This is a genomic window from Veillonella parvula, from assembly GCF_018366295.1.
Taxonomy (GTDB): Bacteria; Bacillota; Negativicutes; order Veillonellales; family Veillonellaceae; genus Veillonella; species Veillonella parvula_P.
Genome location: NZ_JAGZIJ010000006.1, coordinates 45,732 through 61,196, shown reverse-complemented (window position 1 = coordinate 61,196; position 15,465 = coordinate 45,732). Strand labels below are relative to the sequence as shown.

Genomic DNA, 15,465 nt, shown 5'->3' with positions numbered 1-15,465 from the left:
ATTAAATACATACCAAAATACTAAAGGAGCTACCTAGTAGTTCCTTTTTCATATACAATTATAAATTTTCTTGTGTATTCAATTATAAATGTTATTGTGAAAGTCCCTCTCCGACTATGAATAATCTGCACCATTATTTAATCAGTACATCACCCTATTATAATAATAAAAGAATTCAATCAAAAAAGGATGCCCCCTGTAAAATACAGGGGGCATCTATGTGTTTGAGCCAGGTAAAAGCAATTATTATGCTTTCACCATGATAGGCGATTAAACTTCAGGGAACAATGCTGTAGATAAGTAGCGTTCGCCTGTATCAGGGAGAATTACTACAATATTTTTGCCTTTATTTTCAGGGCGTTTTGCCAATTCTTGAGCCGCCCAAAGCGCAGCACCAGAGGAAATACCTACCAATACGCCTTCTGTGTGACCGAAAGCTTGAGATGTAGCAAAAGCATCCTCGTTAGAAACTTGGATTACTTCATCGTAAATGTTAGTATCCAATGTATCTGGAATGAAGCCAGCACCTAAGCCTTGGATTTTATGAGGGCCTGGTTTACCATTAGATAATACAGGAGAATCTGCTGGTTCTACGGCAACCACATGTACATCAGGGTTTTGTTCTTTCAAGTAGCGACCTGCACCTGTCAACGTACCGCCTGTACCAACACCAGACACGTAGATATCTACAGTACCATCAGTATCTTGCCAGATTTCAGGTCCAGTTGTTCTGTAATGAATTGCTGGATTAGCTTGATTTACGAACTGACCTGCTTCAATAGCACCGGCTGTAGCCGTTACGATTTCCTTAGCTTTTGCAATAGCGCCTTTCATGCCAAGAGAACCGTCAGTCAATACGAGTTGCGCGCCATAACCAAGCATTAATTTACGGCGTTCAATGGACATCGTTTCAGGCATTACGATTACAACTTTATAACCAAGCGCAGCACCTACAGCAGACAAGCCAATACCAGTATTACCAGATGTAGCTTCTACGATTGTGCCGCCTGGTTGTAATTCACCAGATTCAACTGCAGCTTGAATGATTGCTGCTGCGATACGGTCTTTTACGGAACCGCCTGGGTTGAAGTATTCCAATTTTGCGAAAATATTAGCGTTTGCACCATATTTTTTACCAAAACGTGTAGCAGCTAATAATGGTGTTTTACCGATTAATTCAACAAAAGATTTTGCAATTTTAGACATAGTGGTCACTCCTTATTAAATAGAACCATCCCAATTATCATATTTTGTATCAAGTTTAGCATAGGTCCCATCGATTACATCTTGAAGGGTTACGTTTTCTAAATAATCATGAATATAGTTTTGTAATCCTGCCCAGAAACCAACAGTCCGTTCGTTGATCACTGTATCAGTACTCACCCCTTCATCAAGGGTAGAGATGATAGCCATAGATTCCTCTGTAGCAAGCAAAATTTCAATAATTGTATATTCTTTAGGACTTTTAGATAAGCGATAGCCGCCATACTTACCGCGGATACTATCCACTAGTTTTGCAGCGCCTAAACGAGCTACGATACCTTCTAGGTATTTTTCAGATATGCCTTGTCGTTCTGCCACAGATCGCAAGGAGACAGGTTTATCTTGACCTTGCTCTGCCAAATCGATGAGGACCATCAATGCATACCGACCTTTTGTGGAAATCCTCATATATTTTGCCTTTCTTTGTAAACGTTAGTGTTAAACACACCCCATATTATAAAGTACTTATATTATATTTATAAAACCTTTCATATTAATAGGAATTAATTTCATTATAGACCACTCACTATAAAAATGCAAGAACTTATTTCCTACTTTTATAAAGGGATATTTACTCATTCTATATTTATTGAGTTTATCCTATATTTTAACTTAATAACTTGCCTCGTAGAAAGCTCAAGTTATAATACTTTTGTTAATTCGCAACACAACGAAGTAAGGATAATCTTATAACACAAAAGGACCAGCCCGAAGGCCAGTCCTTTTGCGTATAGTTTGTAGTTTGTTATATGAGGTTTACCATGATGAATTGGAGAGGGTTCATCTGGTATTGGGACTTACCGTATCGTCAGGAAAACGATGCGCGCCCGTGTTTATGTCATTTGAGGAGTTGTCTAGATTACTCTAGCATTTAAGTATAAGTTTCTTAATTAGATTTTACCTACAAGATCAAGACCTGGTTTCAAAGTATCTTTACCTGGTTTCCAACGTGCAGGGCACACTTGATCACCATGTTTAGCTACAAATTGAGCAGCTTGTACTTTGCGAACTAATTCTTCAGCGGAACGGCCGATACCCATATCATGAATTTCTGCTGTACGCACGAAGCCTTCTGGATCTACTACGAATGTACCACGGTAAGCCATAGCAGATTCTTCTTGGAATACATCGAAGAAATCAGCCAATTCATGTTTTTTGTCAGCCAACATGTAGTACTCGATTTTATTAATGCTTGGAGAAGCATCAGACCATGCTTTGTGAACGAATTCGGAGTCACAAGATACGGAGTAAACTTCGCAACCCAATTCTTTCAACTCTGCATAAGAATTTTGTACGTCTTCCAACTCAGTAGGGCATACGAATGTGAAGTCTGCTGGATAGAATACGAATACAGACCATTTACCCAACACGTCTGCAGTGCTAACTTTTACCAATTCAGGTTTTTTGAAAGCATCAAGTGTAAATTCAGGAAGTTGTTTACCAATAATAGACATGTTATGTCCTCCTTATTTGAGTTCCATATGTAACGAATATATTTACATTGGTGTACTTAACACCATATCTATATCTATCTTTGTCTATATAATAACAAATATCATTCAATATTGCAAGCGTTATTTTTAAATTTATCGATATATTTTTTCAACATTTTCGATGTAGGCAAAAAAAGAAGAAAAATGCTCATTTCTGAGCATCTTTCTTCTTTTTACGTACTACAACAGACTTACTGTTCACAGTAGCGTGATCAAAAGCTATTAAACCCGCTATATTAGCAAGCCCTCTCCGTGCTATGTGACCAGTTGTAGATTGTTCTTTTCCCGATTTACCATATACAAACTGCTCTAGTTTGAGTGCAGCTAATATAAATAAACCTATAATAGATAAAATAGATTCCATCGCTTTAATCTATTTTTTTAGTTCTAAGATTGCATCTACGAAACCACGGAATAATGGATGTGCATTATTTGGACGAGATTTAAGTTCTGGATGTGCTTGTGTACCAATGAAGAATGGATGATTTTTTACTTCAATACTTTCAACGAGACGGCCATCTGGAGATGTACCAGAAATTACGAGGCCTGCATCAGTCAATTGTTGACGATATTCATTGTTGAACTCATAGCGATGGCGATGACGTTCATAAATCAAATCTTCTCCATAAGCCTCGTGAGTTTTCGTACCTGCTTCCACTTTGCATGGATAGATACCTAAACGCATTGTACCGCCTTTTTTATCTACATCAACTTGATCACTCATCAAGTCAATTACTTTGTACTTAGCATTTTCGTCGAATTCGCTAGAGGTTGCTCCTTCCATGCCACATACGTTACGAGCAAATTCCATAACTGCAGATTGCATGCCAAGGCATAGGCCGAGATATGGAATATTGTTTTCACGAGCATATTGGATTGTACGAATTTTACCTTCTACACCACGAGACCCAAATCCACCAGGTACGATGATACCTTCAACACCTTCAAATACCTCTTTAGGATCTACAGATGTATCATCAAGTTCTTCAGAGTCAATCCAACGAATATTCACTTTAGTACCCGTAGCAATACCAGCATGATCTAGAGCTTCAACTACGGATAAATACGCATCATGCAACGCTACATATTTACCAACGATAGCAACTGTAATATCTTTATTAGGATTCAAGATCTTATGAACCATTTCTTTCCATGCAGTCATATCGCAAGGACGATCTTCAAGGCCTAATTTTTTGATAACAATATCGTCAAGGCCTTGATCTTGCATCATCAATGGCACTTCATAGATGGAGCTACAAGTTTGATTTTCAATAACTGCTTCAGGTTCTACGTCGCAGAATAAAGCAAGTTTTTCTTTCATATCATCAGAGATATGTTTCTCACTACGGCATACCAAAATATCTGGTTGAATACCAATGCTGCGCAATTCTTTTACACTATGTTGTGTAGGTTTTGTTTTCAACTCGCCTGCGGCATTGATGTAAGGCACTAATGTAACGTGAATGTAAAGTACGTCGTTACGACCTACTTCTTTTTTCACTTGGCGAATAGCTTCCATAAATGGCAAGCTTTCAATATCACCTACGGTACCACCAATTTCAGTAATAACTACATCAGCATTATCCTCTTTACCTACACGGTAAACATTTTGTTTAATTTCATTTGTAATATGTGGAATTACTTGTACAGTGCTACCTAGGTAATCACCTTTGCGCTCTTTATTGATTACAGACCAATATACTTTACCAGCTGTAATATTGGAACGTTTACTAAGGTTAATATCGATAAAGCGTTCATAATGGCCCAAATCAAGGTCCGTTTCGGCGCCATCATCTGTTACAAATACTTCACCATGTTGGTAAGGGCTCATCGTACCCGGATCGATATTAATGTATGGGTCAAATTTTTGAATCGTTACATTGAAACCACGGTTTTTTAGTAAACGACCCAAAGATGCTGCTGTAATTCCCTTCCCAAGAGAAGAAACAACGCCGCCAGTTACGAAAATATACTTAGTTGCCATGATGCCTCCCACCTATTACATTTTTTCCGGAGCGGAAATACCTAAAATACCCAAGCCTTGACGAAGAACGAGGGCAATCGCTGTAATTAATCCAAGACGAGCTTGTTGTAATGCTGGATCTACGCCAATGATACGACCTTGACGGTAGAACGAATGGAACATGCTTGCCAAATCGTATAAGTACCGAGCAATACGATGAGGTGCACGATGTTCAGCAGCTTGAACGACCTCTTCCGGATATTCAGCTAATTTCTTAATTAATTCTAATTCCATTTCACTTGTAAGCGTTGTGAAATCAGTTTCACTATAATCGCCAAATGCAATGCCAGCTTCACGCACTTGGTTGTAAATGCTGTGAATACGAGCATGAGCATATTGGATATAATACACTGGGTTGTCATTACTACGAGATTTTGCCAAGTTAATATCGAAATCAAGTTGGCTATCCAAGGAACGCATCAAGAAGAAATAGCGAGACGCATCTACGCCAACCTCTTCGATCAATTCATCTAATGTAACACTATCGCCACTACGTTTAGACAATTTAACAAGTTGTCCGTCACGGAACAATGCTACCATTTGTAATAACAATACTGTTAATTTATCAGGGTCATAACCAAACGCCGCCATAGCCGCTTTTACACGACATACATAGCCATGATGGTCAGCGCCCCAGATATCAATCATTTCTTTGAAACCACGATCATATTTATTGCGATGATATGCAATATCTGCCGCTAAATACGTAGGAACCCCATTATCACGAATAACTACACGGTCTTTATCATCACCGTAATCAGTGGATTTTAACCACAATGCACCGTTTTTTTCATAAACTTTGCCAAGGGCCTTTAATGCCTCTACGGAATGATGAATCTCATCCGTTTCATGAACTGTACGTTCAGAGAACCAATTATCAAAAGTAACGCGGAAGTTTCTTAATGTTTCCTCTAAGCGAGCTAATTTTTCTTTTAAGCCCTCTTCCTTAAACAAGGCTACACGATCTGCTTCGTTCATAGCATTTAATTTATCAAAGCCTTCGCGTTCTGCAATCGCTTTCGCTGTTTCAATAATATCTGGGCCACGATAGCCATTTTCAGGGAACACTAAAGCCCCTTCTGGAATATCGAACTCAGGCATAGAACCGTCTTCATTGCGTTTAGGTGGGAATACTAATGTAGCACCTTGTAACTCTTGGAAACGGTACTCAATGGAAATAGCCATGTTGTCGATTTGATTACCTGCATCATTGATATAGTACTCGGATTGTACATTATAACCCGCTGCACGTAACAAGTTTACAAGAGCACTACCGTACGCAGCACCGCGACCATGACCAACATGCAATGGACCTGTTGGGTTTGCACTTACGTACTCTACTTGAATTGTATCGCGCGCACGCAATGGTTGAACACCATACTCAGTACCAGCATTCAAAATGGCTTTTAACGTATCGTACACCATATCAGATTTCAAAAAGAAATTAATAAAACCTGCGCCGGCAACCTCAGCACGTTCAAGCCAATCAAAATTCATATGACTAATCAAAGCTTCAGCAATGGCTCGAGGATTTTGACGAGCTACACGAGCGGATTGCATAGCGATGTTTGTAGAAAAATCACCGAATTCCTTTTGAGGTGGCACTTCGAGAACGATTTCTGGATATTCCCCAGCCGGCAAATCACCGCTGTTAATCGTATCTTGTAATGCCTGTTCAATCCCCGATTTCAGGATTTCCTTCATGTCCATGCTCTATATCCTCCCGCACGTCTATATCTAACTGATTATAAAATTGCCATTCACCTTCAACGGAAATATCATATCCTAAATGAACATGACCTACGCCATCATGAAAGTCTACTGTTAATTCATGAGTATTTACAGCCATATGTAAATCACCATATGGTGTTTCATATACGGCTTCACGTTCTTCACCACGGACGTATTGATGACGCATATTGACAGCCCCTGTTCGGAGCAACACGATAGAATCATCATGAATTTTAATGGTCGTCTTAACCCCATCCAATCCAGTCACACTAGATTCTTCATAACGCACATATTGAGCATTACCTTTTTCATGTGACGTACCTGGGGAAATCAGTTCCACTACGGTATCCTTGCCATCCATATCTCGTTGTACACTCTTTACGGACACTAGAACCCGCTTCATTTTCAACCTCCGTGGTAGTAATTAATCATCATATTATACCATAATCAAGGACTATTTTGCACCCTTAATGAGTCTCAATTTCTTAGTCTTCGTCATCCGTTTAATAGCATATTCCCTGCGTTGTGCTTCTTGTTTTTGGTGAAAGCTTTCAGCATATACCAAGGTCACAGGACGACGTCCTCGCGTATATTTTGCACCGCCTGGGATATGTCCATTGTGAGCATCTATTCGACGTTTGAGATCTGTAGTCCATCCACAATACAAAGAATCATCAGAGCAACGCACTAAGTAAATATAGTGCATTTCTTTTGATTCATCGCCTTGAACACTAGCGTCGTTCAAGATTGTATCACAATCTACAATTATACCTTGTACCTCTTGTGTAGATGCGCATTCACCAGAAAGAGACTCTTGAGAAGTACTTTTCTTATTTGCCATTTTTCGCATCATCAGTAATCGGCTCCAATGTAATGGTATTGATGATTACTGGTTCTACTGGCTTATCATTGCGACCGGTTTTAACCTTGCCGATTTTTTCAACTACATCCATGCCTTGTACTACAGTACCAAAGATGGTGTGTTTATTATCTAACCAATCCGTAGGTCCCAAGGTAATAAAAAATTGAGATCCTCCTGTATTAGGACCACGGTTAGCCATGGCTAGAACGCCCATTTTATTGAAGTGTAAATCATTGGAGAATTCATCAGGAATTGTATAGCCTGGGCCACCAGCACCTGTGCCATCAGGATCTCCACCTTGAATCATAAAGCCTTCGATAACACGGTGAAATGTCACACCATTATAGAAGCCTTTTTTCACGAGATAATCAAAATTTTTGACCGTAATCGGCGCTTTAGACCCTAACAAACGAACCTTAAATTGACCATAGTTTGTATCAAAAATAGCATATTCATCTGCAATTGGCGCATTCGTAAAATTAGGCATCGCCACAGTTTCTGCTTTCACAGTATTACCTTGTGGTTGCTCCCCAGTTTTGGTACTACATGCTGTTGTACTAAGTACTGTAATCCCCAACATTGCGCATAAAGCCAAGCGTTTCCAGTTCATATGTCCCCCAAAATACTAATATTATATTTAACTAAATGTAGATTTAAAATTTACATAGAAAAACCGCTCAACCCATGAGCGGCTCTTTTTTAGTATATCATATTATGGCGCTATTGAGATTAAAAATATAAAAAAATAATATAACAACAAAAAACAGAGCTTCAAAGGAGCTCTGTTTTTGTAGGCCTCAACTAATCACTTAGTTAATTTGATTATTTAGAGTCAAATTGGTCTGGAGTTGTATTATTATAAGACTCAATATAATTATTGAAATTCTCAATCATGTCGTTAAGATTATTTTCATTTGCATCAGTAAGTACTTGACGTACAGAACCAACTACAGAGTTATAAGAGTTAACAAGCACTTCTCCACGATCATTATTTATGCTCTTAAGCAATGTTTGAATTTCATTAAGTTCTTTTTCTACAGCTTGTTTGTCTGCATTTTTAGGAGCTTTTTCTACATTTTCTACAAGAGTAGTCAAGCGAAGCGTAGATTCCATTGCTGCTGCATAGCCTTTTTTACCGTCTTTTTTCAATTTTTCGATTTGTTTCTTAGTTTGTTCAGTGTTAGCTTTGTTAAGAGCATCATTGAACTTCGCATAAGCTGCATCAAATTTTTCTACTTGTGCTACGTATTTAGCTGCTAGTTCTTTACCTTTAGCACCACCATCGTTCATGTAGGCTTTAGAGTCATCATAAGCTTTCAAATCTTTGAATGTTGGTACTAATTCATTAAGAATATTTAATACATTATCGCGTTCTGTGTCAACTTCTTTAAATGTAGAACCTTCTTTTTTAGATTTTTCCAAAGCATCTTTTAAAGTATCATAGTGAGGTTGACGACCAATAGCACCTTCTTGGAAACCACCCTTTAATTTAGCCAAACTATCTGCATAGTTTTGACCCCAAGTTGCATTGTCACCATTGAAGCGATTTGTTGCATCAATAAGTGTATTAAGCTTAGCAGCTGCTTTCTCATCGCTACCGCCATCAACTACTGAGGATACTACGGAGCCAATGCCACCCGCTTTATCACTGCCGCAACCAGAAACAAATAAACCTGCTGTCAATGCCGCTACACAAAGTAAAGTTGAAAATAATCTGCGTTTATTGTTCATATCTTCTCTTCTCCTTTTAACACATAAATATTGAACTAAGCGCATTATACTAACTATACTACACCAATTCTGTAGCCACAGCTACAAAAATAAATCTTCATATAAACTTCACCTGGCTTAGGGGAATTAGCGATAATTAATCAATCCATTTAAAATGCTTACACGCATTATAAATGCCATCTTTATCACAGTCTGTAGTAATATAATCAGCCTTTGCCTTTAATTCAGGGCGCGCATTACCCATAGCAATATTTAGCCACTCAGGCCTAAACATAGACAGATCATTATACCCATCACCAAATACAACAGCTTGATTCGGCTTCATTCCAAAGTGTTCAAGCATATTACGAATACCCAACGCCTTTTCCATAGGCTCATATAGAACACAGCCATCACCATAACGAATGAGCTTATGTGTCATATGCTCGATATCTTTCTCCTCTTCCTCTCCTTCCTTGAAAAACACATAAATCTTATAAAATTCTTCAACACTATGAAAGTCAAAATTAGGGTCTACAGTTGTTTTAAATACATCCCAATTTGGATGCCACTCTAAAATTTCCTTATACGGCGTAATACGACCGAGTTTATTACGGTCAGTTACGGCCCAAGGAATATTATGTGATTCTAAATACTCTAAATATTTAATACATGCATCACGATCCATACCTATCATGGATACCAATTCATTATTAACAGTGATACTGTGACCACCATCTGCTACGAAATCAGTAAGGCCTGCTTGCTCTGCGAAACGCTTAGCATCCACTTGAATACGACCAGTTGCTAAGGCTACACGGTGACCACGACGCTTTAACTCATCTAAACTGTATTGAGCACTTTCAGGGATTTTACCTTCAGGCCATACAGCTAAGGTATTATCGATATCGAAAAAGAAAAACTTCTGCTCCACAGGCCCTCCTAATCACGTCCACTCATCAGCTTAAACCGCTCTTTTTGTTTTACATCTGGATATTTTTCATGGTCCACATCACTCAAAAACATATCTAGTGGTCGTACATATAAGTCACGTTGATCATATAATTTTTGATATACCACAAACTGTTCACTCGTTTCCGAATGAGTTGCAACATCTAACACGTAATAGTACATGCCTTTAAAATGACGATATAAGCCACCCTTTACAATTTCTTGCATTTATAACCTCATCACATAACATACACAAATAGTTACAAACCATATTAATCAAGAGATTCCATATATTGAATAGCCTTAGTCAACATATCTGCTGTAATTTTATATGGAGATACATCAATATCATGAACAGATGTAGCCTTTTCAACAATTTGAGGAATATGCGATGCAGTAAGATCTAATTGTGAAAGTTTAGTAGGCCAACCTAATTCGCGATATACTGGCAACCACCGTTGTAACTCATCCATTTGTTGGTCAACGGTTAACAAAATAAGTAAGCCATAAGCTACTATTTCACCATGCAAATGATTTTCTTCTGTTTCTTTATTAGTAACACAGCCATAACATACAGCATGAGCCATGTTGCTATTATATGCCATAGGAACACAACCTGATACAACACCGGTAGTAAAGATAACAGTCATAGCAATGGTATCAAAGGCATCACTACGTTTATTAGCTTGACTATCTTTATAGGCTTGTATACCATGTGCTAAAATTGGTTCACTACACATAGAAGCTAGAGTAAGGCCTAACTGAGTATTATAGTCTTGCTCGCGATTGCGAGCAGAAAGATGAGTTTCATAGTGTTTTGCAATAGTATCTCCCATTCCTGCCCACAAGTAACGGCTTGGTGCTTCTACGAGAATATCAGCATCAATAAAGCAGTGCACAGGAGGATGATTTACAAAAGCTACGTCATCAAAAGTATGATCTGCCGTGTATACAGCTGCCACTTCTGACGTTGCCGCACAAGTAGATGCAATGGTTGGAATTGTAAAGAATGGTTTATCATCTAACTCTATAGCTACTACTTTTACTGTATCCATGGCCTTACCACCACCAACAGCAAACAAAAAGTCCGCATTTTTTACAGATGCCATTTGTGCAATTTCCTTGCCTCGAGCAAAAGTACATTCTCCACCAAAGTGGATAATATCTAGCACCTTAATCCCCGCTTTATCAAGCACTGGACGAATGTGTGGCAAAGCTTTAGAAAGAGCTGTTTCGCCACCGATGATAGCTACAGACTTGCCATATAATTTTGTAAACTTTGGAATAGCGTCAAATACATCATGACCTCCAAAACTATAACTAGGTAAACAATGAGTACTACGCATAAAATTTCCTTCCTTCTTTTATCATTTATATCCTTATTTATCCTTATTATAGAAACTTCTACACACAAAATCAATTTTATATGACAACAATCAAAACATAAAAAGGCTCTATACTCTCACAAAATGAAAGCATAGAGCCTTTATCTTTATTACTTATTATCGGAAGCAAGACCTTTATGGATAAGACCTACAACGAAGCCTAATACCGCAAAGCTCACCCAGCCCATACCAGCACTTTGGAATGGAATATATTGAGCAAAGAGCTGTTCCAAAGCTATAGGTGCAATACCTGCAGTTTCAAGACCAGTCATGAGGGCAGAAATCATTGTGAAAGCCATAGTCCATGCATATACGCAACGACGACCACCGAACACATTATGAAGAAGTGCCAACAAAATGATTACGATAGTCAACGGATACAAGAGCATCAACACAGGGATTGCTGCACTGATGATTGTTTTCAAGCCAAACATACTGAGGCCAAAGGCCGCTAGAGAGAAAATTACTACATATAATTTGTAGCTAATCTTTGGGGTCAACTTGTGGAAGTATGTGCCGCAAGAAGTGATAAGGCCAATACTTGTAGACAAGCAAGCTAGCAGAACGATGATAGCCAAGATGATTTGACCGAACTCACCAAACAAATAGTTAGCACTTACGGACAATACAGGAGCCCCTGTCTCGAACAAACCAAAACGTTCAACACTTGTAGCACCGATATTAGCGATAAATACATACACGATACCAAGAAGGCCTACCGCAATTGCACCTACCTCCATTACTGTTTTTGTAATCACAGCACGAGATGTAGCACCACTGAGGCGTACAAAATCGATTACAAGAATAGCAAATACTACGGAAGCTAAGGCATCCATTGTATTGTAGCCATCTAAGAAGCCTTGTAACACAGCCGTTGGTGCATCACCATATGCCGGTTGTGGTACCGCATACCCACCAAGTGGAGTAATAAAAGATTTAACAATCAACAACAGAATTACAAGTAGTAAAGCTGGTGTCAAAATATTACCGATACGGTTAACAAGTTTTTGCGGACTAATAGATAACCACAAAGAAATACCAAAGAATAATGCCAAGAAAATTGGTTCCATATTCATATTCATGCTTAAACCTTCAGCAAAAGGTTTAATTGCGATTTCATAAGCTACAGTACCAGTACGCGGCGTCGCAAACATTGGACCAATACTCAAGTATAAAGAAATTGTGTACAACAAGCCATAAATCGGATGCACACGACTTGCAAGTTCTTCAACATCTTTACAGGAAGAGTAACCCATAGCTGCAACCCCTAAGAGTGGAAGTCCTACACCAGTTAATACGAAACCGAGCAATGCCCAACCGACATTATCACCAGCTTGTTGACCTAAGGCCGCTGGGAAGATCAAGTTCCCTGCCCCAAAGAATAGAGCAAATAACATCATGCCTATAGCCAGATAAGCACGGGTCGACAGATTATCGTTACCATTCATAAATGTAACCCCCTTTAGGTTATATAAAAATAATATTACTATTATAATCTAAAGGGGCTTGGGTATACAAGAAAAATATCCTCACTATTCTATATCCGTATAGAGTTATTCCCATAAGTAACAGACTTTAACTTTTACTTATAGAAATAAGTAGATAAATTCCTATTTTACAGTAATCATTACAGACTATTAATTGGTCATTCACTACAAAAGATTTCTTATATGAACTTGTACATCATAAAAGGTGCTCCCCCATCCCTGATCGGTAGGACGAGCTGCGGTAAGCGCATTGATTGCCACGTGAGGATCACTCGATTGAGATTGCCACCATACACCTAGTGTTACCAATGTCCCTCTCTGTACTTCATCGTCGTAGTATGCTTTAATTTTTACACTGCCACGATCGTTATAGATTTCTACCTCAGCACCATCGTTTATGTTATACATTTTTGCATCTTCTGGATGGATGCGAAGTTTCATCAACTCAGGATCATTAAAGTCTAATTCGCAGAAGCTAGAGTCCAAAATTCGAATATCATTACCATTTATAAGCCAAAACGGTGCATTATCACCATATGGAGGCATATACCGAATTAATGGTTCTACATCCTGCGGATTATATAATTCAATTTTTCCAGACGGTGTTTTGAAATCCATCTTATAACTCTCAGGTACCGTCATCTCCACAGGCTCACCATTTAAAATCAACTCTTGGTCCCTCTTGGATATACGACTCGAAGTCCGCACAATTTGTTCAATAAGATCTTTTTCACTAAGGTCAAAAAAATCATCCTCCAACCCCATGCGTTTTGCTAACTCAGCAATAACTTGCCAGTTGGAACGAGATTCACCAATTGGCTCAATCAATTTGTAACCCGTCCCAATTGTGTAATGACCATAAGAATTATAAATATCATCATGCTCCACAGATGTTGTGGCTGGTAAAATAATATCAGCATACTTACAAGTATCCGTAAAGAAACGCTCATGTACCACAGTGAATAAGTCATCGCGCATCAACCCTCTACGTACAACATTCTGGTCAGGAGCTGTGATAGCCGGATTTGAAGAGAAGATATATAAACTATGAACTTTAGTTCCTTCAGGGTTTATAAGCATTTCACCCAGTTTAATCATAGGCATCAATCGTTTAGCTGGCGCATGAACATGAGCCTGTTGCATCACATCTTTGCCAATAAATTTACTACCACTAGCACTCGACAACAATCCACCCCCAGGATATTGCCATGCTCCAACCACAGCAGGCAAGGCATTAATAGCACGGCATGTCATAGCACCATTGCCATATCGAGATAGTCCACTGCCGAGACGAATAAACGGCGCTTTTGACTTTGCATAAGCATGAGCAAACTCAGTCATCCGCTCCACAGAAACACCGCAAATTTCAGCCGCTTTTCCCGGCGTAAAGTCAAGCAACACCTCTTTTACCAACTCATCGTAGCCTTGGACATGCTTCTTAATAAAATCTATATCTGCCAAGCCATCACGATGAATGATATGGAGCATCCCTAAAGCTAGTGCCCCATCACTTCCTGGTTTAACGTAAATATGTTCATGAGCTTGGCTAAAAGTATAAGTTTTATGAGTGTCGATAATCCAAACGCGAGCCCCCTTCTTTTTCGCAATGTTCACATCATGTAAAATATGAACATCTGTGGCTGTCGCATTTATCCCCCACAAGACGATAAGATCACTATGTTGCGCCTCTTGTGGTTTAATCGCTAAGGTATCACCGTAAACAGAACGGAACCCCGCTTGTTTAGCAGGAGAGCAAATACCTCGATCTTGGTCTGTAGCACCAATACAACGGAAAAAATAATCTGCTGCAGGACTCTGAATAACCCCCATTGTTCCTGCATAAGAGTAACGCAAAATACTTTCACTGCCATAATTATCAATAGTTTCTTTGAAATTATTGACAATTGCATCAAGGGCTTCATCCCAACTAATACGAGTGTACTGATCTTCACCAATTCCCTTTTTACCGACACGCTTCATAGGGGACTTCAAGCGCAATGGAGAATGGATTACCTTTTCATAATGTGCCATCTTAGGGCATAGTGTACCTCTTGTGAAAGCATGTGCTCTATCCCCTCGAACAGATATTACTTTATTATTATCGACTGATACAATGAGACCGCATGCATCGGGACAATCGTATGGGCATACAGATTTATATTCTTTCATGATAAGCACCTCGCTTATAAATTGTATAAACTATAGGATGTATATTTATATTATATTATAGTATGACTCGTATAAGTATAACCTTTTGCACATCTTCTGAATTAAAAAGGTTTTAGAAATGATTATTTTATGTATATCAATGCATTCGATTATCACATTACATTTATGACCTCATCATTTATTTTGATATATATAGTTAGACATTTCAAGTTTTATCGATATCTATCCATTATCATTCTTGTCCAATGCCTAAACAGATATACTAATAAGTTCTATAAAAATACCAAAATTCTTCAAAAAAATCATGTAATCATTACTAAAAGTCATAACCATATAGTTTTAGGTATAATCAGACATTTTAATAGTGTCGTATAGATTATGTGACAAAAAT

General features: G+C 38.5%; 15 protein-coding genes. All 15 read right to left on the bottom strand.

Going from position 1 to position 15,465, the window contains the following annotated elements:
- Positions 1–270: 270 nt before the first annotated feature.
- Positions 271–1,206 (bottom strand): cysteine synthase A, encoded by a 936-nt coding sequence (gene cysK, locus KHY58_RS06570; protein ID WP_012864824.1) that lies wholly within the window; start codon positions 1,204–1,206, stop codon positions 271–273.
- 15 nt (positions 1,207–1,221) lie between these two features.
- Positions 1,222–1,671: an RrF2 family transcriptional regulator gene (locus KHY58_RS06565; protein WP_004695020.1), complete on the bottom strand. Its 450-nt coding sequence runs from the start codon at positions 1,669–1,671 to the stop codon at positions 1,222–1,224.
- Positions 1,672–2,153: 482 nt separating this feature from the next.
- Entirely contained in the window at positions 2,154–2,717 is a 564-nt protein-coding gene (gene ahpC / locus KHY58_RS06560) for an alkyl hydroperoxide reductase subunit C (RefSeq protein ID WP_004695016.1), read from the bottom strand.
- Positions 2,718–2,904: 187 nt separating this feature from the next.
- Positions 2,905–3,120: a hypothetical protein gene (locus KHY58_RS06555; RefSeq protein ID WP_060919048.1), complete on the bottom strand. Its 216-nt coding sequence runs from the start codon at positions 3,118–3,120 to the stop codon at positions 2,905–2,907.
- A gap of 9 nt (positions 3,121–3,129) precedes the next feature.
- Positions 3,130–4,740, bottom strand: a complete 1,611-nt coding sequence (locus tag KHY58_RS06550) for a CTP synthase (protein ID WP_004695015.1) — start codon at positions 4,738–4,740, stop codon at positions 3,130–3,132.
- 15 nt (positions 4,741–4,755) lie between these two features.
- Positions 4,756–6,489, bottom strand: coding sequence for an arginine--tRNA ligase (gene argS / locus KHY58_RS06545; protein ID WP_278472600.1), 1,734 nt, complete (start codon positions 6,487–6,489; stop codon positions 4,756–4,758).
- Positions 6,455–6,913 (bottom strand): DUF1934 domain-containing protein, encoded by a 459-nt coding sequence (locus KHY58_RS06540; protein ID WP_004695011.1) that lies wholly within the window; start codon positions 6,911–6,913, stop codon positions 6,455–6,457. Before KHY58_RS06540 ends, argS begins: the two co-directional genes overlap by 35 nt.
- A gap of 51 nt (positions 6,914–6,964) precedes the next feature.
- The gene (locus tag KHY58_RS06535; RefSeq protein WP_012864827.1) at positions 6,965–7,216 is read right to left on the bottom strand and encodes a GIY-YIG nuclease family protein; all 252 of its coding nucleotides are present in this window, start codon (positions 7,214–7,216) and stop codon (positions 6,965–6,967) included.
- Between the two features lie 124 nt (positions 7,217–7,340).
- A complete protein-coding gene (locus tag KHY58_RS06530) occupies positions 7,341–7,982 on the bottom strand; it encodes a peptidylprolyl isomerase (RefSeq protein WP_008602382.1) in 642 nt (213 codons plus the stop codon).
- A 212-nt stretch (positions 7,983–8,194) separates the two neighbouring features.
- The gene (locus KHY58_RS06525; RefSeq protein WP_101928489.1) at positions 8,195–9,103 is read right to left on the bottom strand and encodes a DUF3829 domain-containing protein; all 909 of its coding nucleotides are present in this window, start codon (positions 9,101–9,103) and stop codon (positions 8,195–8,197) included.
- Positions 9,104–9,239: 136 nt separating this feature from the next.
- Positions 9,240–10,016 carry an HAD family hydrolase gene (locus KHY58_RS06520; protein ID WP_004695003.1) on the bottom strand — a complete coding sequence of 259 codons (777 nt, stop codon included), beginning with the start codon at positions 10,014–10,016 and terminating at the stop codon, positions 9,240–9,242.
- Positions 10,017–10,024: 8 nt separating this feature from the next.
- Positions 10,025–10,261, bottom strand: coding sequence for a DUF1653 domain-containing protein (locus KHY58_RS06515; protein ID WP_004698254.1), 237 nt, complete (start codon positions 10,259–10,261; stop codon positions 10,025–10,027).
- Between the two features lie 44 nt (positions 10,262–10,305).
- Positions 10,306–11,379, bottom strand: coding sequence for an iron-containing alcohol dehydrogenase family protein (locus tag KHY58_RS06510; RefSeq protein ID WP_278472599.1), 1,074 nt, complete (start codon positions 11,377–11,379; stop codon positions 10,306–10,308).
- Positions 11,380–11,528: 149 nt separating this feature from the next.
- Complete coding sequence (gene brnQ / locus KHY58_RS06505) at positions 11,529–12,866, bottom strand: branched-chain amino acid transport system II carrier protein (RefSeq protein WP_278472596.1); 1,338 nt, start codon at positions 12,864–12,866, stop codon at positions 11,529–11,531.
- Between the two features lie 204 nt (positions 12,867–13,070).
- Entirely contained in the window at positions 13,071–15,074 is a 2,004-nt protein-coding gene (locus tag KHY58_RS06500) for a molybdopterin-containing oxidoreductase family protein (RefSeq protein ID WP_278472594.1), read from the bottom strand.
- Positions 15,075–15,465 lie beyond the last annotated feature (391 nt).

What these genes read in the sequence shown, in the direction of transcription:
- KHY58_RS06535 (WP_012864827.1), bottom strand. Translation starts at nt 7,216, where the DNA reads ATGCACTATATTTACTTAGTGCGTTGCTCTGATGATTCTTTGTATTGT.
- KHY58_RS06530 (WP_008602382.1), bottom strand. Translation starts at nt 7,982, where the DNA reads ATGAACTGGAAACGCTTGGCTTTATGCGCAATGTTGGGGATTACAGTA.
- KHY58_RS06550 (WP_004695015.1), bottom strand. Translation starts at nt 4,740, where the DNA reads ATGGCAACTAAGTATATTTTCGTAACTGGCGGCGTTGTTTCTTCTCTT.
- KHY58_RS06540 (WP_004695011.1), bottom strand. Translation starts at nt 6,913, where the DNA reads ATGAAGCGGGTTCTAGTGTCCGTAAAGAGTGTACAACGAGATATGGAT.
- ahpC (WP_004695016.1), bottom strand. Translation starts at nt 2,717, where the DNA reads ATGTCTATTATTGGTAAACAACTTCCTGAATTTACACTTGATGCTTTC.
- argS (WP_278472600.1), bottom strand. Translation starts at nt 6,489, where the DNA reads ATGGACATGAAGGAAATCCTGAAATCGGGGATTGAACAGGCATTACAA.
- KHY58_RS06565 (WP_004695020.1), bottom strand. Translation starts at nt 1,671, where the DNA reads ATGAGGATTTCCACAAAAGGTCGGTATGCATTGATGGTCCTCATCGAT.
- brnQ (WP_278472596.1), bottom strand. Translation starts at nt 12,866, where the DNA reads ATGAATGGTAACGATAATCTGTCGACCCGTGCTTATCTGGCTATAGGC.
- KHY58_RS06515 (WP_004698254.1), bottom strand. Translation starts at nt 10,261, where the DNA reads ATGCAAGAAATTGTAAAGGGTGGCTTATATCGTCATTTTAAAGGCATG.
- KHY58_RS06510 (WP_278472599.1), bottom strand. Translation starts at nt 11,379, where the DNA reads ATGCGTAGTACTCATTGTTTACCTAGTTATAGTTTTGGAGGTCATGAT.
- KHY58_RS06525 (WP_101928489.1), bottom strand. Translation starts at nt 9,103, where the DNA reads ATGAACAATAAACGCAGATTATTTTCAACTTTACTTTGTGTAGCGGCA.
- KHY58_RS06555 (WP_060919048.1), bottom strand. Translation starts at nt 3,120, where the DNA reads ATGGAATCTATTTTATCTATTATAGGTTTATTTATATTAGCTGCACTC.
- KHY58_RS06500 (WP_278472594.1), bottom strand. Translation starts at nt 15,074, where the DNA reads ATGAAAGAATATAAATCTGTATGCCCATACGATTGTCCCGATGCATGC.
- cysK (WP_012864824.1), bottom strand. Translation starts at nt 1,206, where the DNA reads ATGTCTAAAATTGCAAAATCTTTTGTTGAATTAATCGGTAAAACACCA.